The sequence below is a fragment of the Nocardia sp. NPDC050408 genome (assembly GCF_044458905.1).
Lineage (GTDB): Bacteria > Actinomycetota > Actinomycetes > Mycobacteriales > Mycobacteriaceae > Nocardia.
On the sequence record NZ_JBITIL010000012.1, the window covers coordinates 23,753 to 48,377 of the forward strand.

23 protein-coding genes are annotated in these 24,625 nt (G+C 66.0%); 15 read left to right on the forward strand and 8 right to left on the reverse strand.

Going from position 1 to position 24,625, the window contains the following annotated elements:
• Positions 1 to 33 precede the first annotated feature (33 nt).
• Positions 34 to 1,476 carry an NAD(P)/FAD-dependent oxidoreductase gene (locus ACIBJI_RS28505; protein WP_397086680.1) on the reverse strand — a complete coding sequence of 481 codons (1,443 nt, stop codon included), beginning with the start codon at positions 1,474 to 1,476 and terminating at the stop codon, positions 34 to 36.
• 177 nt (positions 1,477 to 1,653) lie between these two features.
• Between ACIBJI_RS28505 and ACIBJI_RS28510 the strand changes: the two genes are divergently transcribed.
• The gene (locus tag ACIBJI_RS28510) at positions 1,654 to 3,147 is read left to right on the forward strand and encodes a cytochrome P450 (RefSeq protein WP_364347809.1); all 1,494 of its coding nucleotides are present in this window, start codon (positions 1,654 to 1,656) and stop codon (positions 3,145 to 3,147) included.
• Positions 3,148 to 3,179: 32 nt separating this feature from the next.
• Here the strand turns inward: ACIBJI_RS28510 and ACIBJI_RS28515 are convergent, their stop codons facing one another.
• Both ACIBJI_RS28515 and ACIBJI_RS28520 read right to left on the reverse strand, forming a co-directional pair.
• Entirely contained in the window at positions 3,180 to 4,028 is an 849-nt protein-coding gene (locus ACIBJI_RS28515; protein ID WP_364347806.1) for a tat pathway signal sequence, read from the reverse strand.
• A gap of 100 nt (positions 4,029 to 4,128) precedes the next feature.
• Positions 4,129 to 4,326: a hypothetical protein gene (locus ACIBJI_RS28520; RefSeq protein ID WP_245567223.1), complete on the reverse strand. Its 198-nt coding sequence runs from the start codon at positions 4,324 to 4,326 to the stop codon at positions 4,129 to 4,131.
• Between the two features lie 263 nt (positions 4,327 to 4,589).
• Between ACIBJI_RS28520 and recC the strand changes: the two genes are divergently transcribed.
• The 9 genes from recC (at position 4,590) to ACIBJI_RS28565 (ending at position 16,700) form a co-directional block, all read left to right on the forward strand.
• A complete protein-coding gene (recC, locus tag ACIBJI_RS28525) occupies positions 4,590 to 7,937 on the forward strand; it encodes an exodeoxyribonuclease V subunit gamma (RefSeq protein ID WP_364347802.1) in 3,348 nt (1,115 codons plus the stop codon).
• 118 nt (positions 7,938 to 8,055) lie between these two features.
• Positions 8,056 to 11,406 (forward strand): UvrD-helicase domain-containing protein, encoded by a 3,351-nt coding sequence (locus tag ACIBJI_RS28530; RefSeq protein ID WP_364347799.1) that lies wholly within the window; start codon positions 8,056 to 8,058, stop codon positions 11,404 to 11,406.
• A 136-nt stretch (positions 11,407 to 11,542) separates the two neighbouring features.
• Positions 11,543 to 13,432, forward strand: coding sequence for an exodeoxyribonuclease V subunit alpha (recD, locus tag ACIBJI_RS28535; RefSeq protein WP_364347796.1), 1,890 nt, complete (start codon positions 11,543 to 11,545; stop codon positions 13,430 to 13,432).
• A 52-nt stretch (positions 13,433 to 13,484) separates the two neighbouring features.
• On the forward strand, positions 13,485 to 13,964 hold the full coding sequence (locus ACIBJI_RS28540) for a sigma-70 family RNA polymerase sigma factor (RefSeq protein WP_364347793.1): 480 nt from the start codon (positions 13,485 to 13,487) through the stop codon (positions 13,962 to 13,964).
• A complete protein-coding gene (locus tag ACIBJI_RS28545) occupies positions 13,964 to 14,578 on the forward strand; it encodes a methylated-DNA--[protein]-cysteine S-methyltransferase (protein WP_396955607.1) in 615 nt (204 codons plus the stop codon). The genes ACIBJI_RS28540 and ACIBJI_RS28545 overlap by 1 nt, the downstream gene beginning before the upstream one ends.
• An 11-nt stretch (positions 14,579 to 14,589) precedes the next feature.
• Positions 14,590 to 15,309: a 2OG-Fe(II) oxygenase gene (locus tag ACIBJI_RS28550; RefSeq protein WP_364347791.1), complete on the forward strand. Its 720-nt coding sequence runs from the start codon at positions 14,590 to 14,592 to the stop codon at positions 15,307 to 15,309.
• 1 nt (position 15,310) lies between these two features.
• Positions 15,311 to 15,565 carry an Ada metal-binding domain-containing protein gene (locus ACIBJI_RS28555; protein WP_364347789.1) on the forward strand — a complete coding sequence of 85 codons (255 nt, stop codon included), beginning with the start codon at positions 15,311 to 15,313 and terminating at the stop codon, positions 15,563 to 15,565.
• Positions 15,566 to 15,627: 62 nt separating this feature from the next.
• Positions 15,628 to 16,140 (forward strand): methylated-DNA--[protein]-cysteine S-methyltransferase, encoded by a 513-nt coding sequence (locus tag ACIBJI_RS28560; RefSeq protein ID WP_364347786.1) that lies wholly within the window; start codon positions 15,628 to 15,630, stop codon positions 16,138 to 16,140.
• Positions 16,141 to 16,187: 47 nt separating this feature from the next.
• Positions 16,188 to 16,700, forward strand: a complete 513-nt coding sequence (locus tag ACIBJI_RS28565) for a DUF664 domain-containing protein (protein WP_364347783.1) — start codon at positions 16,188 to 16,190, stop codon at positions 16,698 to 16,700.
• Positions 16,701 to 16,702: 2 nt separating this feature from the next.
• Here ACIBJI_RS28565 and ACIBJI_RS28570 read toward each other — a convergent pair whose 3' ends face one another.
• Positions 16,703 to 17,266, reverse strand: coding sequence for a TetR family transcriptional regulator (locus tag ACIBJI_RS28570; protein WP_396955504.1), 564 nt, complete (start codon positions 17,264 to 17,266; stop codon positions 16,703 to 16,705).
• A 139-nt stretch (positions 17,267 to 17,405) separates the two neighbouring features.
• On the opposite strand from ACIBJI_RS28570, the gene ACIBJI_RS28575 reads away from it, so the two are divergent.
• A complete protein-coding gene (locus ACIBJI_RS28575; protein ID WP_396955505.1) occupies positions 17,406 to 17,693 on the forward strand; it encodes an antibiotic biosynthesis monooxygenase in 288 nt (95 codons plus the stop codon).
• A gap of 23 nt (positions 17,694 to 17,716) precedes the next feature.
• Complete coding sequence (locus ACIBJI_RS28580) at positions 17,717 to 18,307, forward strand: DUF2867 domain-containing protein (protein ID WP_396955506.1); 591 nt, start codon at positions 17,717 to 17,719, stop codon at positions 18,305 to 18,307.
• 27 nt (positions 18,308 to 18,334) lie between these two features.
• Here ACIBJI_RS28580 and ACIBJI_RS28585 read toward each other — a convergent pair whose 3' ends face one another.
• Positions 18,335 to 18,904 (reverse strand): DUF3558 domain-containing protein, encoded by a 570-nt coding sequence (locus ACIBJI_RS28585; RefSeq protein WP_396955507.1) that lies wholly within the window; start codon positions 18,902 to 18,904, stop codon positions 18,335 to 18,337.
• Entirely contained in the window at positions 18,901 to 19,290 is a 390-nt protein-coding gene (locus tag ACIBJI_RS28590; protein WP_364347768.1) for a hypothetical protein, read from the reverse strand. The genes ACIBJI_RS28585 and ACIBJI_RS28590 overlap by 4 nt, the downstream gene beginning before the upstream one ends.
• Before the next feature lie 318 nt (positions 19,291 to 19,608).
• Between ACIBJI_RS28590 and ACIBJI_RS28595 the strand changes: the two genes are divergently transcribed.
• Entirely contained in the window at positions 19,609 to 21,102 is a 1,494-nt protein-coding gene (locus tag ACIBJI_RS28595) for a flavin-containing monooxygenase (RefSeq protein WP_397086682.1), read from the forward strand.
• 7 nt (positions 21,103 to 21,109) lie between these two features.
• Here ACIBJI_RS28595 and ACIBJI_RS28600 read toward each other — a convergent pair whose 3' ends face one another.
• Positions 21,110 to 21,784, reverse strand: a complete 675-nt coding sequence (locus ACIBJI_RS28600; RefSeq protein ID WP_364347762.1) for a TetR/AcrR family transcriptional regulator — start codon at positions 21,782 to 21,784, stop codon at positions 21,110 to 21,112.
• A 120-nt stretch (positions 21,785 to 21,904) separates the two neighbouring features.
• Between ACIBJI_RS28600 and ACIBJI_RS28605 the strand changes: the two genes are divergently transcribed.
• Both ACIBJI_RS28605 and ACIBJI_RS28610 read left to right on the forward strand, forming a co-directional pair.
• The gene (locus ACIBJI_RS28605; RefSeq protein ID WP_364347759.1) at positions 21,905 to 22,852 is read left to right on the forward strand and encodes a metal-dependent hydrolase; all 948 of its coding nucleotides are present in this window, start codon (positions 21,905 to 21,907) and stop codon (positions 22,850 to 22,852) included.
• Positions 22,849 to 23,919, forward strand: coding sequence for a PDR/VanB family oxidoreductase (locus tag ACIBJI_RS28610; protein WP_396955509.1), 1,071 nt, complete (start codon positions 22,849 to 22,851; stop codon positions 23,917 to 23,919). Before ACIBJI_RS28605 ends, ACIBJI_RS28610 begins: the two co-directional genes overlap by 4 nt.
• Positions 23,920 to 23,921: 2 nt before the next feature.
• Here the strand turns inward: ACIBJI_RS28610 and ACIBJI_RS28615 are convergent, their stop codons facing one another.
• Positions 23,922 to 24,617, reverse strand: coding sequence for a TetR/AcrR family transcriptional regulator (locus ACIBJI_RS28615; protein WP_364347753.1), 696 nt, complete (start codon positions 24,615 to 24,617; stop codon positions 23,922 to 23,924).
• Positions 24,618 to 24,625 lie beyond the last annotated feature (8 nt).

Here is a 24,625-nt window from a genome sequence, read left to right on the forward strand (position 1 = left end):
AGAGAGATTACTGATAATTAGCTGACTGTAAGGCTAGCCCACCTTGCGGTCAGCCGCCTTCTCAGTACGCGCGGCTGCCTTCCCATTCTCCGCGGGCGGCGCCCCCAGCGCCGCCGCGAGTTCGTCGGCATCCTGCTGATCGGCCTGTACCGCCTCCACCGCGAGCCGGGCGAAGACCCACTGCTCGGTGGCCGCCATCTGCCCGCGGGTGCGGCCGAGGAAGGTCACGAACCACTGGATGACCGTGATGATCCGGCTGCGGTAGCCGACCAGGTAGTACAGGTGCAGCGCGAGCCAGGCCAGCCAGGCGATGAATCCGCCGAACTCCAGCTTGCCGACCTGGCAGACAGCGCTGAAACGCGACACCGTCGCCATGCTGCCCTTGTTGAAGTACTTGAACGGCTTGCGGTCCTGCGGCGCTTGGCCCTCGAGTCCGGCCTTGATCTGCTTGGCCGCATAGGTCGCGCCCTGGATCGCGCCCTGCGCCTGACCTGGCACATTCGGCACCGACATCAGGTCGCCGACCACGAAGACATTCGGATGGCCCTTGATGGTCAGATCGGGTTCGACGATCACGCGTCCGGCGCGGTCGGTTTCGGTGCCGTCGGAGCGTTCGGCGAGCATCTTGCCCAGCGGGCTGGCCTGCACACCGGCCGACCACACCTTGCACGAGGATTCGATGCGGCGCACCGTACCGTCGGCATCCTTGACCGTGACACCGTGCGCGTCGACATTGGTGACCATGGCGTTGAGCTGAATCTCCACGCCCATCTTCTCCAGTCGCCGCTTGGCCTTACCGCCCAGCTTCGGACCCATCGGGCCCAGTACCGCACCCGCGCCCTCGACCAGGATCACCCTGGCGTCGCGCGGATCGATGTTGTGGAAGGTGCCCTCCAGGGTGCGATCGGCCAGTTCGGCGATCTGACCGGCCAATTCGACACCGGTGGGTCCGGCGCCGATCACCACGAAGGTGAGCAGCCGGTCCCGCACGTCCTGGGTGACCGCAAGTTCGGCGCCTTCGAATGCGCCCAGGATGCGCGCGCGCAGCTCCAGCGCGTCGTCGATGGTCTTCATACCGGGGGCGTAGGTGGCGAACTGGTCGTTACCGAAGTAGGACTGCTGCGCGCCGGTCGCCACGATCAGGCTGTCGAACGAGGTTATGGTGTTCGTGTTGAGCAGTTGCGAGGTGACCGTTTTGTGCTCGAGGTCGATATCGATGACATCGCCGAGCAGCACCTGGGCGTTCTTCTGCTTGCGCAGCACCAGCCGGGTCGCGGGGGCGATCTCGCCGACCGACAGGATGCCGGTGGCGACCTGGTAGAGCAGCGGCTGGAACAGATGGGTCGAGGTCTTGGAGATCAAGGTGACGTCGACGTCGGCATGCTTGAGGTGCTTGGTACCGAACAAGCCGCCGAATCCGGAGCCGATCACCACCACCCGATGGCGATGGTTCTCCTCGGCAGACTGAGTGCTCATCGTCGGTGCTCCTCAAACCTGGGGTGCGGCCCCTCGAACGTTGTTGACCCGACTTACGGTAGTCGGCGCTGTCCTGGCCGTCACGGCGAGATCCCGGTAGCTGATGTGCCGATTCTTTTCGAGCGAACGAATGTGAAAAGAGAATACGATAGATTCTGTCGTTCAGGGAGGTTTGTCATGGTCGGTGGGGGCCGTGTCGTCCACATCCGCACCGGGAACCGAAAGCCCAGCGTGCGGCCCGAATCCGAGAATGTGTCGCTCATCGACATCCCGGACGACCACCTGATCGATCGACTGCTGCGTCGAGTTCCCGAGCGTCCGCATGTGCTGGCCTCACCGCCACGCGGCAGCAGCGCGACCGCGGTAACGGGCGATGCCGGACTTCCGTATTTCGGCCGGGGTCTGCACTACCTGCGCTGGGGTCCGGCGGAAATGATGCAGCGGTATCGCCGCTACGGTCCGGTATCGCTGAATTCGTCGCTTGGCTTGGATCGGGTGCTGGTCTGCGGTCCGGAGGCGATCGATGAGGTGCTCGGCAAGCGGCGTCGCGATTTCGGCCAGGGCTGGGATTACTTCATCGGTCCGTTCTTCCGGCGCGGACTGCTGCTCCTGGAGTTCGACGAGCACATGTTCCATCGCCGGATCATGCAGCAGGCCTTCACCCGGGAGCGGCTGGAGGCGCATCTTGCGGCATTGACGCCGGTGGCGCGGGCCGCCGTCGATCGGTGGGTGCCGCAGAACGGCGGCACTGTCCGGCTCTATCCGACGATCAAGGAACTGACCCTGGAGATCGCGGGCGAGACCTTCATGGCCGTCGATGTCGGGGCGCAGCGCCGCAAGCTTATCGATGCGTTCATCGACTGCACCCATGCCGGGCTGTCGGTTATTCGACAGCCCGTGCCCGGTGGCAATTGGCGTGCCGGGCTGCGCGGGCGCAAGGTGCTCGAGCAGTACTTCACCGAGATGCTGCCGCGCAAGCGCCGGACCGAGTCGGTGGATTTCTTCTCCGGACTATGTCATGCGCGCACGGAGGACGGCGCCGTGTTCAGTGACACGGATGTGGTCAACCACATGATCTTCCTGATCATGGCCGCACACGACACCACGACGACCACCGCCACCGCGGTGGCCTACTACCTCGGCAAACATCCCGAATGGCAGCGGCGGGTGCGCGCGGAGGTGCGCGCGGTCGATGCCGAAATCGGCGGCGGCGCACCGACAATCGCCGACCTGGACCGGATGCGCGAACTGGATCTGGTGCTCAAGGAGAGTTTGCGCTTGATGCCGCCGGTGCCCGGACTGCCGCGACGGGCGGTGCGCGACACCGAAATTCTCGGGCACTACATTCCGGCGGGCACGCCGATCGACTGCGCGTATACGGTTAATCACTTCCTGCCGGAGCTATGGACCCGGCCGGAAGTATTCGATCCGGAACGCTTCGGCGAAGCCCGGCGCGAGGACAAATCGCATCGACTCGCCTGGGTGCCCTTCGGCGCGGGTGCGCACAAGTGCATCGGAATGCACTTCGGAACCTTCGAGGTGAAGACGATCATTGCCGCGCTGGTGCGCGATTACGAGTGGGAACTCCCGGGGGATTACCGAATGCCGTGGGGATTCACGACGATTCCGTTCCCCCGGGATGGTGCGCCCGTGCGGTTGCGCCGCCGCTAGCGATCGCTTGCGGGGCGCCCGAAAGGATCAGCTCAGCGGCCGCTGAACAGCAGTTCGGCGACCTTGGTGTCGGTCGCGGCGCCTTCGGTGTAGCCGCCGTCGCTGCCGAGCGAGCTCATGATTGCCAGCGTGTAGCGTTCGCCGGGTCCGGCGAAGCCGACCGAGTTCACCACCCAGCCGCCCTGCTCCTCGGACCAGCCGTTCTTGAGGCCGGGCCGCATCGCGGCGCCCGCGCCCCATACGCCCCAATGCTGGTTGCTGTCGACCGCGCGCATGCGGTCGAACAGGTAGTTCCGGTCGTCGGGGTGCATATTGTTGAAGATCGAGTCCATCAGCCGATCCAGATCGGCGGGGGTGCACTTCTGGAACGACCAGTCGGGGAACATGGCGGTATTCGTCGGCTGCGGAACCAGGTTCACCATGCCGTTGGAGCGGAAGGCGTTGTTATAGGCCATCCGATCGATGCCGGCGTACTTGTTCCAGAGGATGTCGGCGGCTTGGTCATTGGAGGTGGCGAGCATCGATTCCATCAGGCCGCGGTCCTCCGGACCGAGTCCGATCACGCCGGCCCGCGCGCGGTTGAGCAGATCGGCGGCGATCGCCAATTTGATGGTGGAGGCGGTCCAGACCGAGTTCTCCGCATTCTCGTTCGCGTACACCCCACCGCTGACTCGATCACGGACCACGTAACCGGTCACACCGGGCCGACTCTTCAAATACGCGTCGACAGAGGCGATTCGGCTGCTCATATCGCAGTCGAAACCGGCGATGCAGCCCTGCGTATGCGCCGGAGGCGCCGCGTAGGCCGACGGAATCAGCGCGGTGGTAGTGGGGACCAGGATCGCCGCAGCGGCGAGGACAGAGACGGAGGCGTGACGCACGAGGCAACACGATCGCACATCGGCGGGCCGGACGCACGTCTTGAGCTCTGCCCGTCGCTGTGGTAAACGGCGTTGTGCTTGTACCGCAGCGTCTTTCGCGCTAGCGGAATGCGGCGTGCAATTCCTCGACGGTGCGCCCGTTGAGGCGGTAGCAGTGAGCGAAGGCCTCGGCATGCTGATCGCGCGGCCAGGAGTGTAGGACTACGGTGCGACCGTAGGAGCGCGAGTTGACCAGCTCCCATCTGTCACCGACCCGGCGGACCGTGAATCCGCCTCTCGGCATCAGGGGAATCACCATCGCCATCATGAACGCGAACCAGCCTTTCGTGCAGCTATCCCGTTCCTCCCCGGTTGAGCACTGTTGCACATCGACGGGCGCGATCCGACGTGACACGACCAAGTAAATCGTTCGCGTGTGGCTTATTTCACTCCGGTGCGAATGGGGTCGGGAGGTTGCGTGCTGGTCGCTGGGCGTATAAACGTGCGGAAGCGCCGAGCCGTGCCGATAGACGACTTGACGCGCAGTGCGGACATACCGGACCAACCGAGGAGAGGGCGCAGATGCCGCTGCACATACATCGCGCCGAGCGCGCCGATGCGTTGGCGGAGGCGTTGGCCGCACTGCTTGCCGAACCGTTGCCGGATGCCTTCGCGGCCGAGGTGGTCGCGGTGCCCGCGAAGGGTGTCGAGCGGTGGTTGACGCAGCGACTGTCGACGGTGCTCGGCGTGTCGGGTCGCTCGGATGGTGTTGCCGCGAATATCGGATTCCCGTCGCCCGGTGCGTTGGTCGCCGAAGTATCGGCGGCGGCGAGTGGGGTGCGGCCCGAGGCGGATCCGTGGGCGTCGGAGCAGGTCGTGTGGACCTTGCTGCGGGTGATCGACGCATCGCTGGGCGAACCGTGGAGCGCGGTCCTCGCGCGGCATCTCGGGGTCGGGGAACCCGCCGGACATCGGGTCGGTCGGCGGTATGCGACTGCCGCGCATCTGGCGGCGCTGTTCGACAGTTATGCGGCGCAGCGACCCGGGCTCATCGAGGAGTGGGCGGCGGGTTCGGATACCGACGGTGCCGGGCGGGCGGTGCCGGATGATTTGCTGTGGCAACCGGAATTGTGGCGGCGGTTGCGGGCTGAAGTCGGGGTGCCGAGTCCGGCCGAGCGGTTGGACGCGGCCTGCGCGCGGTTGCGGGACGAGCCGGATCTGGTGGATCTGCCTGCGCGTTTGTCATTGTTCGGGGTGACGCGAATGCCGAGCGATCAACTCGCGGTGTTGTCGGCGCTGGCGCATCGGCGGGATGTGCATCTGTGGCTCGCACATCCGAGTCCGGTGATGTGGACGCAGTTGAGTGGGCTGCCCGCCGCCGTGGCGCGGGCCGATGATGTCAGTGCGACGGTGCTGCGGCATCCGTTGCTCGCGGGGCTCGGCAGGGATGTGCGGGAGCTCCAGCAGCGGCTGGTCGGTGCCGTGGACCGACACCATGCGGCAGTCGGGTCGAATCACGCTGGCGGTCAGGGGGATTCGGACCGAACACTGTTGAGTGCCCTGCAGTCCGGGATTCGGGACGATGTGTGGCCGCCCGAACCCGCGCGCTTCGATGACCAGACCGTGCAGGTGCATTCGTGTCATGGCCCAGCACGACAGGTCGAAGTGTTGCGCGAATGTCTGCTCGGGTTGTTCGCGGCCGATCACACACTGGAACCGCGCGATGTGTTGATCATGTGCCCCGAGGTGGAGGCGTATGCCCCGCTGGTGCGGGCGGCGTTCGGGCAGAAGATGGTGGGATCTGTCGAGTCGGTGGGTGATCCGGCGCATCCGGCGCATCTGCTTCGGGTGCGGCTCGCCGATCGCGGGCGCGGGGTGACCAATCCGATGCTCGCGGTGATCGCGATATTGCTCGAGCTCGCCGACGGGCGGGTGACGGTGACCCAGGTGCTGGATCTGGCGGCGTCCGAAACCGTCCGTCGCCGTTGTGGTTTCGATGACGACGATATCGAGCGGTTGCGCGAATGGGCGGCCGAATCCGGTGCGCGGTGGGGAATCGGGCAGCGCCAACGGCAGGCATTCGGGCTTGCCGACTTCGCGCAGAACACGCTCAATAGCGCGGTGGACCGCATCCTGCTCGGTGTCACCGCGGACGAATCTTCAGAGGACTGGCTGGATCTCGCGCTGCCGCTGGACGATGTGGACAGCAATGATGTCGACTTGGCGGGCCGGTTCGCGGAATTCATCGACCGGCTCGCGGTCTGCCTGCGTGACCTGCGCGGACCACGTCCGGCGCAGGAATGGGCGACGGTGCTCGGGCGCTGTCTCGAACTGCTCACCGACGTACCCGACAGCCAGGCGTGGGTGCGCACCGAGGCCCGTCGTGAGCTTGCCGCCGCCACCGAACATGCGAGTGATGTGCCACTGCGGCTGGCCGATGTCGGTGTGCTGCTGTCGAGTCGGCTCGCGGCGCGACCGACCAGGGCGAATTTCCGGACCGGCGAATTGACGGTGTGCACGATGGTGCCGATGCGTTCGGTACCGCATCGTGTGGTGGTGTTGCTCGGTCTCGACGACGAGATCTTCCCGCGCACCAGCGGCGTCGACGGTGACGATGTGCTCGCACGCAATCCGCTACTCGGCGAACGGGATGCGCGTAGCGAGGATCGCCAGCTGCTGCTGGATGCGGTGCTCGCGGCCACGGAGCAATTGCTGATCTTCCACACCGGAGCCGACCCGGTGACCGGCGCGCATCGTCCACCCGCCATCCCGGTCGCCGAACTGCTCGATGCACTGCGCGCACACGTCGGCGCGCCAGGAATGGACGCGGTGGTGACCCGACATCCGTTGCAGGGCTTCGACCGTCGCAATTTCGCGGCCGAGCGCCCGTTCAGCTTCGACACCGTCGCATTCGCCGGAGCGCGGGCGGCCGGACAACCCGCACAGCCGCGGCCCGCCTTCCTGCCCGAACCGCTGCCCGCGCTCGAACCCGCGGATGTCGCACTGGCCGACCTGATTTCGTTCGTCGAACACCCGGTACGCGCATTCCTGTGGCAGCGCCTCGGACTGCGCGTTCCCGAACACGTAGACGACATTGCCGACCGGCTGCCCATCGAACTCGACGGCCTCGCCAAATGGGAGCTGGGCGAACGACTGCTGTCCGCGCGGCTCACCGGCGCGGATCCGTCGACGCTGCGCGCTGCGGAGTGGCGGCGTGGCACATTGCCGCCGTTCGGATTCGGTGGTGCGGTGCTCGACGAGGTCGAGTCGACGGTGGACAAGCTGGTGCGCGCGGCGCTGCCGGAGTACGAGGGTGCGCCGCGCGCGGTCGATATCGCGGTAGATCTCGGTAATGGCCGTCGGCTCACCGGCACGGTGCCCGAGGTGCGCGGCGAATCCTTGGTTCGCACCACGTTCTCTCGGCTCGCCCCGAAACACCGCATTGCCGCTTGGGTTTCGTTGCTTGCCTTGGCGGTGACAGAGGATCGCTCGTGGCGCGCGGTCACCACGGGGCGCGGCCAATTCGGCCGTCCGGCATGGCGTTCCGAGCTCATGGCTCCGGAACCGCCCGCCGCACTGGCGATCCTGCGTGAACTGGTGCGGTTGCGTGATGCTGGCCTTACCGAACCGCTCCCGATCGCTGCTGGCGCTACCGCCGTTTACGCCGAACGTCGCTTCCGCGGATCGAACGCCGACGAAGCGGTGAGCGCCGCCGAACGCGAATTCAATGGCGGGCCCAATGGTCCCGGGCCGTTCGGTGACCACACCGACCGTCACCTGCGCTACATCTGGGGGCCTGCCCCTCGCCTGGAACACCTCATGGCCGCCCCCGCGCCCGCGGGCGAGCCCGGGGAAACCACCCGCTTCGGGTCCGTGGCTCGTCGCATGTGGGCACCGCTGCTGGCTGCCGAGAATCAAGGCCAGCCATGAGGCGTACTCGTCGATTGGGAGGGCACTTCGTTCGGCGCGCCTCCCGGATACGGGCGGGCGCCGGGGGGAACGTGGAGGCGAGCACCGGATTTGCCAGGCACGGAAAGGGGCGGCGGGGATGACCATCGAGGAAGCCGCATTCGCCGCGCCCTCGCTGGATGCCGACCGGTTCGATCCCGACGGGCCACTGCCGACCGGAACCACGGTGCTCGAAGCGAGTGCCGGTACCGGTAAGACGCATGCGATTGTCGGGTTGGCGGTGCGGTATGTCGCCGAGATCGGGATCGATATCTCGCAGCTGTTGCTGGTGACGTTCAGTCGGGCCGCCACACAGGAACTGCGGGAACGGACGCGGGACCGGTTTGTCGCGGTGGCGACGGCACTGGCCGATCCGGAGACGGCTCGGGCCCACGCCGATGAGCTGATTCGACTACTGGCGCAGGCGGATTCGGCCGAGGTGCTGCTGCGTCGGCGGCGATTGCTCACCGCGCTTTCGGATTTCGATGCCGGGACCATTGCGACGACCCACAGTTTCTGCCAGCGGATGCTGGACGAGCTCGGTGTGGCGGGCGAACATGATCCCGGATCGCGGTTGGTCGAGACGATCGATGATCTGATCGGCACGGTAGCTGATGACCTGTACCTGAACCGGTATGCCCGCGCGGAGCCGCCGTTTTCGCTGAAGGAGGCGCATACGCTGGCGCTGGCGGCGGTGCAGGATCGCCACGCCGTATTGGTGCCGAAGGGAGAGGGACCGGCGGGGGAGCGGGTCGCCTTCGCCGCCGCGGTGCGCAAGGAAACCGAGCGCCGCAAACGCCTTGCCGGACTGCGTGATTTCGACGATCTGCTGGTGCTGTTGCACGACGTGCTCGCCGATCCGGAGCACGGGCCGCGGGCCTGTCGCCGCATCCGCGACCGGTATCGGGTCGCCCTGGTCGACGAATTCCAGGACACCGATCCGCTGCAGTGGGACATCTTGCGGCTGGCGTTTCACGGTTATTCGACCCTGGTGCTCGTCGGTGATCCGAAGCAGGCCATCTACGCCTTCCGCGGCGCGGAGGTGCTCAGCTATCTCGATGCCGTCGCACACGCCGATACCCGTAAGGAGCTCACCGACAACTGGCGCAGTGATGCGGGTCTGCTCGCCGCACTGGATCATCTGCAGGGTGGTGCGGCGTTGGGGCATAAGGAGATCACGGTCTACCCGGTTACCGCGACCCGTGGCTGGTCGCGACTGTCCGGCCCCGATGACCTGACGACGCCGCTGCGGATGCGGTGTCTGCCGCGCACCGGAGCCGGGCCGCTGAACAAATCGGGATTCCCGGCGGTCGGGCGCATGCGGTCGAAGGTCGCCGAGGATCTCGCGGCGGATATCGTGGGGTTGCTGGAGTCCAGTGTGCTGTTCGCGGCGAAAACCGGACCGCGACCGATCGGACCGGGCGATATCGCGGTACTGGTGCGGACTCGATCCCAAATCGACGTGGTGCGAACCGCTTTGGAGCGTGTCGGGGTCGCCTCGGTACTCGCCGGTGGCACCAGCGTCTTCGCCACCAGCAGTGCGACGGACTGGCTGTGGCTGCTGCGCGCACTCGAACAGCCGCATCGCTCCGACCGTGTCCGCCTCGCCGCCTGCACACCGCTGCTCGGCGTGACCGCGGTCGAGATCGATAGTGGGGGTGCGGATCTGGTCGGCCGCATTTCCGCCCAGCTGCGGGAAGCGGCCAGGCTGTTCGCCCGCGCGGGTTTCGCCGCGGTCTTCGAAAAGATATCCGCCGAAGCTGATCTGGCCCAGCGGCTGCTGTCCGTCGAGAACGGTGAACGCGAGCTGACCGATCTGCGGCACATCGCGCAACTGTTGGATCAGGTCGCGCTGACCGAAGGTCTCGGCCTCACCGCGCTGACCCGCTGGCTCGCCGACCGAGTGCGCGATCCCGCCTCCGGCTCGGTCGCCGACCGCAGCCGTCGCCTCGATCGCGATGCCGCGGCCGTGCAGATCGCGACCGTGCACGCCAGCAAGGGACTCGAATTCCCCATCGTCTACCTGCCATTCGCATGGGACAACGCGAAGAACCCGTACCCGCAGACCCTGCTATTCCACACCGACGACGGCGCCCGCGTACTCGATGTCGGCGGCCAGGACGCGTCCGGCTATGGCGAGCGCAAGCTGCGCAGTGAAGCCGAGGAGGCGGGCGAGGAACTGCGGCTGCTGTACGTCGCACTTACCCGCGCGATGTGTCAGATCGTCGCCTGGTGGGCGCCCGCGATCACCACCGCCAACGCACCGCTGCATCGAATGGTCCTCGGCCGCCCGGACGGCGGGGATCTCGTACCGAGCAAGGCGGCGGTGCCGGCGGATGCCGTTGCGGTGTCGATGCTTTCGGCCTGGGCCGCCGGGGCGCCGGAGGCCATATCGGTGGAAGGTGTCGAGCACACCGATACGGTCGAGGTCCGCCGCGTGCGCACCGAACTTCCGACCGGAGCCATTGCCGCGGCGCAGTTCGCCCGCACCATGGACCTGCAGTGGCGTCGCACCTCCTATTCGGCACTGACCGCAGATGCGCACGACGCCGCTATCCCGGAGGCCGAACCGGAGGACGACCGCGGCCCATCCGATGAACCCGGCACGCCGCTTCTCGCCGAAACCGAACCCGCGATCGCCGATGCGACCCGTTCTCTGATGAACGCGCTGCCCTACGGCGCCGAATTCGGCACGCTGGTGCACGGTGTGCTCGAGCGAATCGATACCGACGCACCAGATCTGGCCACCGAGGTGCACACCCGCTGCCGCGCGGCCACGGAAGAGCTCATGGCCGAGGCCGATCCGGTGCTACTCGGCACCGCCCTACTCGCCGTGCTGCACACACCACTCGGATTCGGTTGTCTCGCCGATATTTCCACCCGCGACCGGCTCAACGAACTCGACTTCGAGCTCCCGCTCGCCGGCGGGGACATCCCCGGTGCGCACACAGTCACCCTGCGCCGGATCGCCGAACTGCTGCGGACCCATCTCCCGGCCGACGATTCCTTGTCCGGCTACGCCGACCAACTCGCATCGCTGGACGACACCCCGCTGCGCGGCTACCTCACCGGCAGTATCGACGCTGTGCTGCGCATCACCGAAAATCCGGATGCGCAACCACGATTCGTCATCGTCGACTACAAGACCAACCGCCTCGGCACCGGCGATCTCACCGTCGACCACTACACTCACGACCGCATGGCCGCGGAAATGCTGCGCTCGCACTATCCGCTGCAAGCCCTGCTCTACGCGGTCGCCCTGCACCGCTACCTGCGCTGGCGGCTGCCCGGTTACGACCCCTCGCACCACCTCGGCGGTGCCCGCTACCTGTTCGTGCGCGGCATGATCGGTCCCGACACTCCGTCGGGCTGTGGAGTTTTCGACTGGAATCCACCGGCTGCGCTGATCGTCGCGCTGTCCGATCTACTGGCGGGGGAGGCTGCCCGATGACCGACGGTCGCCCGCACACCCACTGTGGCAACCGCACACCCCGCAAACCTGGTGTGCGGCTGCGACAACGGGTGCACAGCCTATTCGAGCGAGCCACCTTCGACAGCCACCTCGCGTCGACGGCGCAGGCACGCCGATGACGTCGATTCAGCTGGCGCAGCGGGGAACCGGGCTGCTGCGCATATTCAACGAGGCGGGGGTGCTCTCCGCCGCCGACGTGCACGTTGCACTCCGATTGGGGCGGATGGGGCGCGAATCCTCGGAGCAGGTGCTGTTCGCGGCGGCCCTGGCCGTGCGAGCGGTGCGCTCTGGCTCGGTCTGCCTGGAACTGCACCGCATGCGCGAAATCGGTGTCGATGCCGACGAAACCTGGGATGCGGGTTCGGATATCGACCCCGCGACGTTGCCGTGGCCGGATATCGATGCCGTGGTCGCCGCGCTGCGGGTCAGTCCATTGGTATGCGGGGGACCAGCTGGGCCCTTGCAACCGCTGCGCCTGGTCGACGTGCAGTCCACCGGGCCATTGCTCTATCTGGACCGCTACTACCAGCAGGAGCAGACGATCCGCCGCGTGCTCACCGAGCGCTCCGGACACCATCCGAAGGTCGATCCGGCCATCGTGCGCCGCGAACTCGACCGACTCTTCGACGCCCAGGTCGGTGCGGTCCCCGACCGCCAGCGGATCGCCGCCGCACTCGCCGCGACGCACTGGACCACGGTGGTGGCGGGCGGGCCGGGCACCGGCAAGACCCACACCATCGCACGCATTCTGGCCCTGCTCGACGCGCACCAGAAGGCGCATCCGAAGCTGCCCGCACTGCGCATCGCCATGGCCGCGCCCACCGGCAAAGCTGCCGCACGATTGCAGGAAGCGGTGCGTGAACAGGCCGAATCGCTCGCGCTGCCGGAGCTCACCGCCGCAACCCTGCACCGTCTGCTCGGTTGGCAGCGCGGCCGGGCGACCCGGTTCCGGTATCACGAATACAACCGGCTGCCCTATGACGTGATCGTGGTCGACGAAACCTCGATGGTGTCGCTGACCATGATGAGCAGCCTGCTGGCCGCGCTGCGCCCGGATACCCGCCTGGTGCTCGTCGGCGATCCGGATCAGCTCGCGTCGGTCGACGCGGGTGCGGTACTCGCCGATCTCGTCGCCGGACCTGTTGTCGGCGAACCGAATCCGGTTCTCGACCAGGTGCTTGGTGGGGAATCCATTGCGGCCGACGGTAATCCGGAGGCGCTGACCGATCTCGAGCGAACGCGGTTGCGCGGCGGCATCGTCCGGCTGACCCGTGGCCGCCGCTTCGGCGGCAAGATCGCCGAACTCGCCGTCGCGGTCCGCGCTGGTGACGCCGACACCGCACTTGCATTACTGCGCGCGGGTGGCGAAGAACTCTCGCTCTGCGCTCCTGAGGACACCGCACCCGTTCGTGTCGATGTCGTGCGCGCCGCCCGCGAGGTCACCGCGGCCGCCCTCGATGGCGATGCCGCGGCCGCACTGACCGCCCTCGAATCCCATCGCCTGCTGTGTGCGCATCGCCAGGGTCCCTTCGGTGTCGAGCGCTGGGACCGCATGGCCGGTGAATGGGCTGCGGCCGGTGGCGCGGGGCCGGATTCGCACCACGCGCCGTGGTATCCGGGCCAGCCCCTGCTGGTCACCGCCAATGACCACGAGGCGCGCATCTACAACGGCGATACCGGTGTCATCGTGCGCATGCCCGACGGTTCACTGCGCGCGGCGCTGCAGCGCGGCAGCGAACCCTATCTGGTGCATCCGACCCAATTTCCGGCCGTTGTCACCGTCTTCGCCATGACCATCCACCGCAGCCAGGGCAGCCAGTACGACACCGTCTCGGTCGTCCTGCCCGAACCCGAATCCACCCTGCTCACGAGGGAACTGCTGTACACGGCCATTACCCGCGCGCGCCGCCACGTGCGCATCATCGGCACCGACGACTCAATCCGCGCCGCCATCGACCGCCGCGTCCTGCGTGCCAGCGGCTTGTCGCGCACTCCGGAATCATAGTGAGCCTGACCTGGGAATCTCACGTTTTCCGCGTCCCAGCCGTCTACCTAGCGTGAGATTGCCTCCGTTCGAGGAAGTGGTGGCCGAGTACGGCCCGATGGTGCTGCGCGTGTGCCGGGCGGTGCTCGGTCCGACGGATGCCGCCGATGCGTGGTCGGAGACCTTTCTGTCGGCCCTGCGGGCCTATCCCGAGCTCGACCCGAAGACGAATATCGAGGCATGGCTGGTCACCATCGCGCACCGGCGCGCGATCGATGTGGGGCGCGCACTGACCCGCGCGCCCGTTCCCGCCGAAACCCTGCCCGATCGCATGGCACCCGATGCCGACCCGGCCGAATACGACCGCGATCTGTGGGACGCACTCGCGGTGCTGCCGCCCAAACAGCGTCAAGCGGTGGCCTACCACTACCTGGCGGGTCTACCGCACGCGGAAATCGCTCAGCTGCTGGGCAATTCGACTGATGCCGCCCGTCGCGCCGCCGCCGACGGCCTCAAAACATTGCGCAAGCTCTACCCGAAGGATCGAACATGATGGCCACTATCGACCGGGATCCGGACGGCCTCTTCGACGGCCTGACCCCGAACTCCGCCGAGATCCTGTCCCAATTGCGTCGACGTCTGGCCGCCGACGCCCAGGCCGCGGGCCTGCTCGACGTCGCCTACCGCACGCTGGACACGCCCGTCGGCACCTTGCTGCTCGCGGCCACCCCTGCGGGTTTGGTGCGGGTCGCCTACCCCAACGAGAACCACGACACCGTACTCGCCACGCTCGCCGAGCGGATCAGCCCGCGTGTGCTGGCCGCCCCGAGTCGTCTGGATGCTGCCGCCCGTGAGATCGAGGAGTACTTCGCCGGTGCGCGAACACAATTCGATCTGCCACTCGATCTGCGGTTGACCGTCGGGTTCCGGCGTCAGGTGATCGAGCATCTGAGCGATATCGGCTACGGACATCGCGAGAGCTACGCCGATGTCGCCGCGGCCGTCGGCAGTCCGCGCGCGGTTCGTGCGGTCGGCTCGGCCTGTGCGCACAATCCGCTGCCGGTGGTCATCCCGTGCCACCGGGTGGTGCGCAGCGACGGTTCGATCGGCCAGTACGTCGGTGGTGTCACCGCCAAGACCACCCTGCTCACGCTCGAAGCTGCGTGAAAGAAGAGGCGATGACAACCCTTGCCGCACTGGAAGAACGAGTCGAGGCACAGCCGTGGAGCGTTCTTACCGAGGAGATCGATGCATACGGCTGCGCTCAGACCGGCCCGTTGTTGACTCCGGAGGAATGCGCCGAATTCAGCGCCATGTGGGAGGATCTGGGCCGCTTCCGGTCGACGATCGATATGGCTCGGTACCGATTCGGCCAGGGCACCTACCGGTACTTCGCCGATCCGGTGCCCGCGCCGATCATGCGGTTGCGCAGGGCTTTCTACCGCGAATTGCTGCCCATCGCCCGTACTTGGGCCGAGCGACTCGACGATCCGACGCCTTGGCCCGACGAGTTCGACGATTGGCTCGACACCTGTCGCGCCGCCGGTCAAGCCAAGCCGACGCCAATCCTGTTGCGCTACACCGAAGGTGACTGGAATGCCCTGCACCGTGACCTCTACGGCGAGCTCGTCTTTCCGCTGCAGGTCGTAATCGGCCTGGACCGTCCCGGCATCGACCACACCGGCGGTGAATTCCTCCTGGTCGAGCAGCGCCCTCGCGCGCAATCCAAGCCGATGGTCACCATCCTGGAACAGGGCCACGCGCTCGTCTTCACCACCCGAGACCGGCCGACTCCATCGGCGCGTGGTTGGTCTCGCGCCCCGATCCGCCACGGCGTCAGTCGAATTCGTAGCGGTCACCGACACACCCTGGGCCTGGTTCTGCACGACGCCGAATGAGATGTACACCCTGACCGACGCCGACGGCCGCCCGTATCCCAGCCCCACTCCGGGCCGATTCGGCGGTCATCGGCGCGGCAAACTCTACGGCCGCCTCGACTGCCCGTCGGCCTTGCGTGCGTTGGCGCGCGGCCACTACCGCACTCAGCGTGTCTTCTTCGCCGATGAACAGACCGCCGTCGCCGCCGGTTACCGGCCGTGCGCGGTCTGCCTGCCTGCGGCATACGCGGCATGGAAAGTTGACTCCGGCAGGTGATCTCACGTTTCGGTACTGGGCGGCGTCTACCTGATGAAGGCTCGAAAGAAGGGAGCAACATCATGTCCGATACCGCCACCGCACGACTGGTGCACGGCTCGACGCTTGGCAACCTGCTGATCGAAGCGAACCAGACCGGTGTCACCATGGTCGCGTTCACCGACGCTCCGCCGACCGGATCGTCGGGCAAAAACGTCACGGCGCGTGAGCATCTGGAGATCGCCGCAGATCAGATCGACGAATACTGCACCGGCGAACGCCAGCAGTTCACGGTACCGATGGATCTGACGGATATGAGCGCATTCGATCGAGAGGTCCTGCGGACACTCGAGGCGACCACCGGATACGGCAGAACAACCACCTATGGTGCTCTGACCCGCCAACTCGGCCGCACCGTAGCCGACGCTCGCAAGGTCGGCGGTGCGCTGTCTCACAACCGACTGTTGATCCTGCTCCCGTGCCACCGCGTGATCGGAGCCGACGGATCCCTGACCGGCTATGCGGGTGGACTGCCTGCCAAACGAGCCCTGCTCGACCTCGAATCGGCCGACCTGCTGCTGCCGCTGGGTGGATAACGGCACGATCGGGAATATCGGCGGCGGCTGTGTGCTTGCATGAGGTCATGACGAGCGCTGAGTTGTTGGTCGATGCCTTCGGACGGGTTCGGGAGAATGTGCACGGCGCGGTCGAGGGGCTCGGACAGGCCGAGTTGGCGGCTCGGATCGATCCGGACGCCAACTCCATCGCCTGGTTGATTTGGCATCTGACCCGGGTGCAGGACGACCACGTCGCGGACGTGGCGGGACTGGAGCAGGTGTGGACGGCGGCGGGCTGGGCCAAGCGGTTCGACCTGCCGTTCCCCGCCGAGGCGACCGGCTACGGGCACCGCGCCGCGGAGGTCGCCGAACTCGGCGGGATTTCCGCCGAGCTGCTGCTGGGCTACTACGACGCGGTGCACGCGCAGACGATCGACTACGTCTGCGGACTCGCCGATGCCGATCTGCCCCGCATCGTCGACCCCCGCTGGGACCCCCCGGTCACCTTGGGCGTACGGCTGATCAGCGTCGTGGACGACGATATCCAGCACGCCGGCCAGGCCGCCTTCATTCGCGGAGTTCTGCTGCGCCGCAGGTAGTTTCAGCGCTCCGGCGCAGCCTCGAACAGCAGGTCGGCGGCGCGGACGACCACCTCGAGGCGGGTTCGCTCGTTGTGGTCGGCGGCGAGGAAATGTTTACCGACCGCCAAACAGAATGCGAGCAGCGCGCGGGCCTCTATTTCGTCGGGATCCGAGCAAAACTTGCCGAACAGCTCGCGCGCATACTCCATCCGGTCGTTGTCTACCCGACGTAGCCGTTCGGCGACCGCCGGATCACGGCGGGCCCAGTCGCGCACGGCGAGGTCGATGGGCAGGCGCTCGTCGGAGAAAGTGAGCAAGCCCGCGCGCCGAATCTTGGTCTGTGGGTTGCCGCCCTCGCTCTCGACCTGCGCGCGAACCTCATCGGTGCTCTCGTGCTCCCACGTATCGAGCATTTCCTCGAGCAATGCGTTGCGGTCGGCGAAGTGCCCGTAGAAGCCCCCCTTGGTGACACCGAGTGCCTGCGCGAGGCTCTCGATGCGGACAGCATCGGGACCGCCGGTCGACAGCGCCAGCAGGCCCTGCTCGATCCAGCTGCTTCGTGGGGTGCGAGTGACGGCAACCATACCTTCAGTATCGCGGACGGTGTTGACACCGCCGCACCGCTGGCTACGATCGAAGTATACGGCACCGTATATTTGAAAGCCGTTGGTACATCAGCGATTGCGAGGGCTACGGTGTCCTCGCCAACGAGAGGGGACCGTCATGACGGTCGGATTCGTCGCATTCCACTACCCACGACCCGAGGATTTCGACGACTTCGTCGCCCGGGTCCGCAAAGTCGGCGCGGTGCTGCGATCGGTGCCCGGATGCCTGTCCGCTGACTGCTGGGTCACCACCGATGGTGGTGACGCGGTCGTCTCCACGGGACAGTGGGAATTCGACGAGGCGTTCGCGGCGTCCTTCGCGGCCGTCGCGGCGGCCGATGTAGACGTCACCTTCGACGAGCGCGAAGACCGTCCGCGCAAGATCTTCGAACTCGCATCCCGATGACGGCCTCGGATATGGATGGCGCAATGCGACTACCGAATTCCGCACACACATCCCGGCTCTGGCGGATCCATGACATAGCGCCCGATTTCGGGGTCGAGGATGTCTGGGCATTGCCGACACCCGGCGGTCCGGATGATTTTCCGCGGCTGGTGCGGCAGATGACCTCGGGTAACAATGCGAGTGAATTCTCCGTCGTCTACCGAGTGCTGTTCGCGATCCGCTGGAAGCTCGGTGCGTTGCTCGGCTGGGACAGGGCCGACGCGGGTATCGAGGCGCGCGTACCGTCGCTGCGTGACCGGTTGCCCGCTGATCTTCGCGACGTGCGTGGACCAGTGTTCGAGGGCGCCCCATTCCGCTCGATCTACCTGACCGACACCGAATGGGCCGCCGAGATCGCCAACCGAACCATGCACGGCGTGATGCATATCGGTTGGGTCCGCGACGAAACCGGCGGCTACCGCGGCCAGATGGCCGTATTGGTCAAACCGAACGGCCCACTCGGCAAGCTCTATATGGCCGGAATCCTGCCGTTCCGCTATCTGCTGGTGTACCCCGCGCTGATGCGCGGTATCGAAAGTGGCTGGCGAGCGGCGGGCGATCCGGTTGCGGGATAATCGGATTCGCTCCAGGCCGACAACCTGTCAGCTGCCTTGGGGGAGCTGTGGGACGACGGCTTCGGCGATTTCGGTGACGTTATCGCAGGGGGTGAGTTTGCGGGGGTGCAGGCCCCGGGGATCGTCTACGAGAATGTAGAGGGAGCCGGATTTCATATCGATATTGACGGTGCAGCCGCCGGGGACGTCGGGGCGGGCCTCGTAGCGCAGGGCTTTGCGGCCGTGGATGGTGAGTTCGGTTGCGGTGGGGAACTTTTCGCGAGCCTCGGCGAGGGTTCCATTGGTGGTCTGGACACCGAAGCTGTAGCGCGCTCGTGCGAGGTAGGCGCAACCTGTCCAGGTGAATGCGCCGGTGGTTGTTTGCTTGTGCTCCGGAGCTCGGGCATCCCATTGATGCTGAGCCAGAAATTGCGGCGTCAAGGCGGTGCAGGGATCGAATGCCGTCGCGGTGGTGTCGGACGAGCCGGGCGCGGAGGTCGAAGTGATGCTCTGCGGGGTCGGTGAGCCCTTGTCACTCGTGCATGCGGTGAGAAGTGCCAGCGCGGCCGCCGACAGCGCCGGACCGGTCAGCCGCCGATTGCGCAGCGGCTGGCTCATACGCGGATCTCGCGAAGCTGACGGGCGAATTCGGCGTCGGTCTGCTCGTAGGTGTCGCGGATGGTCTTGAACAGGTTCTGGATCTCGGTGGCGATTGTTATGTAGTCGCCGATGGTGTCGTATGCATTGTTCGGACCGCCGAAGGCCTTCTCCCGGAACAACTTCACCAGTTCGATGGCGGACGTGAGCCGGGGATTGTTCTCACCGAGGCCCCAGGACTCTTTCTCGCCGAGCGACCGGGCATCGTGCTGCGCGACCGTGAGCTCGTCGATGAGGCTCTGGCAGGCCGCGTCGATATCCAGAAACGCCTGCGGTTCCATCCGCACCTTCAGCGCCCCGGTCTTCGCATCCTCGGTATACCCGCCGAACGGACTATCAACAGCCATCGCGGTCGCCCCTTCCTTATCCCGTCTGATCATAGAGACGCACACGCCGAGGAAACGGTTCCATCGAAACATATGTGCGTTTTCAGGAAGTCGGTGTGGGCTCCTCCTCGACCACCGGGACAGTGCCCCCCGGCGGCGAACCACCACCCGGTAGCCACCAATTCGCCCGCCCCCATCAGCGTGACCAGCGCGGGCACCAACAGCATCCGAACCAACGTCGCATCCACGACCAGGGCGATGATCATCCCGATGCCCAACGGATAGGCTGGAGGTGAAGTCGGTGCGAGTCGCGCCGCCGAATATCGGAGGACGAGATCGATGACGGTCGCTGGCGAGCACGTTGATGTGCTCATTGTCGGTGCCGGACTGTCCGGCATAGGCGCGGCGTATCACCTGCGGCGGGCCTTCCCGGGGAAGAGCTATGCGATTCTGGAGAGCCGCGACGCGATCGGTGGCACCTGGGATCTGTTCCGCTATCCGGGAATTCGCTCCGATTCCGATATGTACACCCTCGGCTATCGCTTCCGTCCATGGCTGGGGGACAAGTCGATCGCCGACGGGGCGGACATCCTCGACTATGTGCGCGCCACCGCCGCCGAGAACGGGATCGACCGCAATATCCGCTTCAATCATCGAGTCGTCGGTGCCGAATGGTCCTCGCGGGAGAACCGGTGGACGGTGCGCGCCGAGCGGACCGATACCGGCGAAACCATCACATTCGCAGCAGGATTCCTGTTCTGCTGCTCCGGTTACTACCGCTACGACGAGGGCTACACCCCGTATTTCGCGGGTACCGAGCGTTTCGCCGGGCCGATCATCCATCCGCAGCACTGGCCGCGTGATCTCGACGTCGCGGGCAAGCGCGTGGTGCTGATCGGCAGCGGCGCGACCGCGGTGACGCTGGGACCGGCACTGACCGACCAGGGCGCGCACGTGACGATGCTGCAACGCTCACCGAGCTACATCATCTCCGCACCCGCCCGCGACGACCTCGCCGTAAAGGCGCGCAAATTCCTACCGACTCGCGCCGCTTACGCGGTGGCCCGGGCCAAGAATGTGGCGCTGGCCACCGCGATTTACCAACTGAGCCAACGGTATCCGCAATCCATGCGCAAGCGGATCAAGGGCTGGCAGCGGCGCTGGCTGCCGGCGGGCTACGACATCGATACCCACTTCACCCCGATATATGATCCATGGGATCAGCGACTGTGCTTGGCCCCCAATGGCGACTTCTTCCGCGCGATCCGCAAGGGCCGATTGGATATCGTGACCGATAAGGCCGAGACATTCACCGAGACCGGCCTTGCCCTGGCCTCCGGCGCGACCCTCGATGCCGACATCATCATCACTGCAACGGGTTTGAATCTACTCGCCTTCGGCGGCATGGAACTTTCCGTCGACGGACAGCCGGTGCACCTCTCGGAACATATGGCCTACAAAGCCATGATGCTGTCGGATGTGCCGAATTTCGCATATGTCATCGGATACACCAATGCGTCGTGGACGCTGAAGGCGGATCTGGTGTGCGAGTATGTCGTTCGGCTACTACGCCACATGCACGACAATGGATACGCCCGCTGCACGCCGGTGCGCGATCCGTCCGTCGGCGCTGCGTCGCTATTCCTGAATTTCAATCCGGGCTACGTCCAGCGTGCCGCGAGTCAATTCCCGATCCAGGGGACCAAGGCGCCATGGCGCCTACGCATGAATTACCTACGCGATCTGTTCACGCTGCGCCACGGTAAGATCACCGATCGCGCAATGGTTTTCGAACGGTCGCGGGATCGGGATCCGGTGTCCACGCAAGGGTAACGGCAGGTCAGTGTGACTCCTGCGGCTCGGACGATCGCGCGGCCGCGATATGGCGCAGCACGCTGGTGGCGTGATCATCGAACCGTTCGCGCGGAATATCGATCGTTCCGTCCAGCCACGGACGGTACATATACGCCATCGCGCCGAAGATGGCGTTCGAGTTCAGGCTGTTCTCGTACTGGTCCGGTGGGGTCTGCGGCCCATCGTCACCCAACCCGATCGTGAGCGCGATCGGGGCGGTGAACAATTCGATGAGCTCATTGCCTCGGTCGCCGAGTACCCGGGTGGCCTGCGATTCCACGAACATGATCTGGCCGCGGCGGCGATCCTCGATCAGATATTCGGTGAACGCCGAAATGGCATGACGAAATAGTTTCTCGGGTTCGGGCGGCGCGGTGGCCAGCGCCGCGAGCAGGCATTCCTGCGCACCGAGAACGACGGTTTCCAAGGCCGCGGTGAGCAGTTTGTCCAGATTCGGGAAGCTCTCGTAGAAGTAGCGCTCGGTGAGTCCGGCCTGCCGGCAGACCCCGCGCATGGAGATATCGGAGGCTCCGATCGTGGCCATCAACTCGATGGCGGCCTCTACGAGCTGTTCGCGGCGCGCGGCGATTCGGTCGGCCGGGGGCGTGCCGCGCCAGCGGCGCATGCCCGGTATCGATCCATCGGAAACGGCGTCGTTCATGGCTCGATCCTCCCATAGCGGGGAAGTTGACATCATGTGATGTTGACAGCATTTGATGTTGACAGCGTCTGATGTCGGCAATACCCTGATCTTCCAGGGACCAGACGTGAGGACCATCAGATGGGCACTGCTTACGCCGATCAGGCTCATGCCATCAACGCGCGGGACGTCAGCTTCGATTTCGATTCGGTGCCGATGCACTACATCCCCGGCGAAGTGATGGCCACCCACATCATCAATGTGATGCACCTGGTGCTCCCCGAGGGCGAGCGGGCCATGGCGCAGGCGCTGGCCGAGGCGCTGCCGCTGATCGATGACGAGCGATTGCGGGAAGAGGTCCGCGGCTTCATCGGTCAGGAGACGATGCACGCCGGTTCGCACGAGAAGGCCCGCCACCAATTGGAACACCTCGGGCTCGATGTCGGTCCGATGGTGGATCGCGTCGCTTGGCTGATCGATCGGCTGCTCGGTGACCACGGACTGTCCGGCCGGGCCAAACACGAATGGCTGTGTGAGCGACTCGCCCTGTTCGCGGGAATGGAGCACTACACCGCAGTCATCGGCGAATGGCTGCTCACCAATGACAAATTGGCGGCCAAGGGAATGCATCCGGCAATGCTGGATCTGGTCCGCTGGCATGGTGCCGAGGAGGTCGAACACCGCAGCGTCGTCTACGACGCGTACATGCATCTCGACGGCGGCTACGCCCGCAAGGCGCGTCAGGCGCTGATCGCCAGTTCGGGTTTGCTCGCGTTGTTCGTGATTTCGGGCGCCTACCTGTTCCAGCGTGACCCTTCGCCGAATAAGGGCCGGTGGTGGCCGCTACAAATGGCCAGTGCCTCATTGCGTGGTGTGGTGCCGAACTTCACCACTTTCTTGACCGAGATTCCGCGGTACCTGCGGCCGGGATTCCATCCCTCCCAACTCGGTCCGATGGATAACGCACTGCGCTACCTCGCGCGGTCGCCAGCGGCACAGGCAAGCGCCGTGACCGAGCGCAGCGAGGAAACCAACACAGTCGCCCGGGCGGGCGTGACACAGCCGAGCGCAAGCGAGGCGGAGTCATGACCGCCGTGGAGGAGCAGTTCCGGCCGGGAGCCGGGCTGCGGATGATCGCGTCGGCGGTGGACACCTACAAGCGGGTATTCACCGAAGGGAAAGCGGCGCAGCTGCTTTCGCGGCCACAGCCGGTGCGGCGCACCGGTTTCGATTTCGAGTTGGCGATCATCGGAATCGAGGCCGAGGCAGACGAGGTGGTCAGCCTGACTCTGTGCGATCCAGGCGGCGCGGACCTGCCCGCCTGGACGCCGGGCGCCCATATCGATGTATACCTGCCCTCGGGTCGGCAGCGGCAGTATTCGCTGAACAGTGATCCGGAGGATCGCAGCTGCTACCGAATCGCGGTGCGCTACATCGCCGATGGCGACGGTGGTTCCCGCGAGATCCACGAGCAGCTGCGCGTCGGCGACCGAGTGTGGGTGCGGGGACCGCGCAATGCGTTCCCGCTCATCGACGCGTCGGAGTACTTCTTCGTGGCGGGCGGTATCGGGATCACGCCGATTCTACCGATGGTCACCGCCACCGAACGTGCCGGAATACCGTGGCGGCTCATGTATTTCGGGCGCTCGCGGGCGCGGATGCCGTTCCTGTACGAGCTCGCTCACTTCACCGGTGGTGATGTGGTGGTGCGACCCGATGACGAGTACGGGGTGCCGGATCCGCGGATGATCTTCGAACAGACGCCGACCGGTGCCGCGGTATATGTCTGCGGACCACCGGCATTGGCGGAAGCCGCGCGTAAAGTGCTGCTGTTGCACGATCCGACGGCTTCGCTGCACACCGAGCGCTTCTCGGCGGTACCGGTCAGCAACGGTGCGCCGTTCCGTATTCGATTGCGCCGCAGCGAAGCCGAGGTCGATGTCGCGGCCGACGAATCCGCGCTGACCGCGATCCGGCGGGCAGTACCCGGCGTCGCCTACTCGTGCCAGCAGGGTTTCTGCGGGACGTGCCGGGCGAGTGTGCTCGCCGGTGAGGTCGAGCACCGGGACCGGGCGCTACTGCCCGGCGAGCGCAACAATGCGATGCTCACCTGCGTATCGCGTTCTCGCGGTGGCGAACTCGAACTCGATCTATAGGTTCACTGCGCGGCCGGGAAGATGCCCGGTAGCGTCATCGCGTATTCGAGATCGGCGCGGGTGCCGAGCGTGGTGAGCAGTACGCGGATCATGGTGAGCCGTCCAGCGGCAACGGTTTCCGCGTCCGGCTCGGCGCCGGGCGTGGTACCCGCTGAAATGCGATAGACCACATACTCGCAAACATGCAGGGCCGCATCGAGATCCAGCGGTGACGGTACCGGCCGGCCCAATTCCGCGAACGTTTCGCGCACCAGCGCGCGGATATCGTCCAGTGCCCGTTCGCGATAGGCCGATACTGGTGAGGCCGGATCGTGCAGTTCGGCGAACAGCGGGCGCAGCATCGCACCATGTCCACGGGCCCATCCGAGGTAGGCGTCGATGAGACGAATGCCGAGTTCGACCGGCTCGTCCGGACCGGTCAGTGCCGTGCGGATGCCGTCGACGAGGCCGTCGTTGGAGACCTCCAACACGACGTGCAGCGGTTCGGTGGCATTGCCGAAATAGCGGTAGAAGGTGGGTCGGGCCAGTCCTGCCTGTTCGATGATCTGGGCGACGCTGAGTCCGCGCGAGCCGCCGCGGGTGAATACCGCCGCGGTGGCGAGCACGATGCGGGCGCGGACCTCCTCGGCCTGCTCCTGGGTCTGTGGTGGTCTGCCCCGGCGGGCCGCGCCATTCGTGTGGGAAGTGTCAGTGGACATGGTGATGC

Bases quoted from the DNA above. Each gene is read 5' to 3' on its own strand.
- ACIBJI_RS28505 (WP_397086680.1), bottom strand. From the start codon at position 1,476: ATGAGCACTCAGTCTGCCGAGGAGAACCATCGCCATCGGGTGGTGGTG.
- ACIBJI_RS28510 (WP_364347809.1), top strand. From the start codon at position 1,654: ATGGTCGGTGGGGGCCGTGTCGTCCACATCCGCACCGGGAACCGAAAG.
- ACIBJI_RS28520 (WP_245567223.1), bottom strand. From the start codon at position 4,326: ATGGTGATTCCCCTGATGCCGAGAGGCGGATTCACGGTCCGCCGGGTC.
- recC (WP_364347802.1), top strand. From the start codon at position 4,590: ATGCCGCTGCACATACATCGCGCCGAGCGCGCCGATGCGTTGGCGGAG.
- ACIBJI_RS28530 (WP_364347799.1), top strand. From the start codon at position 8,056: ATGACCATCGAGGAAGCCGCATTCGCCGCGCCCTCGCTGGATGCCGAC.
- recD (WP_364347796.1), top strand. From the start codon at position 11,543: ATGACGTCGATTCAGCTGGCGCAGCGGGGAACCGGGCTGCTGCGCATA.
- ACIBJI_RS28545 (WP_396955607.1), top strand. From the start codon at position 13,964: ATGGCCACTATCGACCGGGATCCGGACGGCCTCTTCGACGGCCTGACC.
- ACIBJI_RS28550 (WP_364347791.1), top strand. From the start codon at position 14,590: ATGACAACCCTTGCCGCACTGGAAGAACGAGTCGAGGCACAGCCGTGG.
- ACIBJI_RS28555 (WP_364347789.1), top strand. From the start codon at position 15,311: ATGTACACCCTGACCGACGCCGACGGCCGCCCGTATCCCAGCCCCACT.
- ACIBJI_RS28560 (WP_364347786.1), top strand. From the start codon at position 15,628: ATGTCCGATACCGCCACCGCACGACTGGTGCACGGCTCGACGCTTGGC.
- ACIBJI_RS28565 (WP_364347783.1), top strand. From the start codon at position 16,188: ATGACGAGCGCTGAGTTGTTGGTCGATGCCTTCGGACGGGTTCGGGAG.
- ACIBJI_RS28570 (WP_396955504.1), bottom strand. From the start codon at position 17,266: ATGGTTGCCGTCACTCGCACCCCACGAAGCAGCTGGATCGAGCAGGGC.
- ACIBJI_RS28575 (WP_396955505.1), top strand. From the start codon at position 17,406: ATGACGGTCGGATTCGTCGCATTCCACTACCCACGACCCGAGGATTTC.
- ACIBJI_RS28580 (WP_396955506.1), top strand. From the start codon at position 17,717: ATGCGACTACCGAATTCCGCACACACATCCCGGCTCTGGCGGATCCAT.
- ACIBJI_RS28585 (WP_396955507.1), bottom strand. From the start codon at position 18,904: ATGAGCCAGCCGCTGCGCAATCGGCGGCTGACCGGTCCGGCGCTGTCG.
- ACIBJI_RS28590 (WP_364347768.1), bottom strand. From the start codon at position 19,290: ATGGCTGTTGATAGTCCGTTCGGCGGGTATACCGAGGATGCGAAGACC.
- ACIBJI_RS28595 (WP_397086682.1), top strand. From the start codon at position 19,609: ATGACGGTCGCTGGCGAGCACGTTGATGTGCTCATTGTCGGTGCCGGA.
- ACIBJI_RS28600 (WP_364347762.1), bottom strand. From the start codon at position 21,784: ATGAACGACGCCGTTTCCGATGGATCGATACCGGGCATGCGCCGCTGG.
- ACIBJI_RS28605 (WP_364347759.1), top strand. From the start codon at position 21,905: ATGGGCACTGCTTACGCCGATCAGGCTCATGCCATCAACGCGCGGGAC.
- ACIBJI_RS28610 (WP_396955509.1), top strand. From the start codon at position 22,849: ATGACCGCCGTGGAGGAGCAGTTCCGGCCGGGAGCCGGGCTGCGGATG.
- ACIBJI_RS28615 (WP_364347753.1), bottom strand. From the start codon at position 24,617: ATGTCCACTGACACTTCCCACACGAATGGCGCGGCCCGCCGGGGCAGA.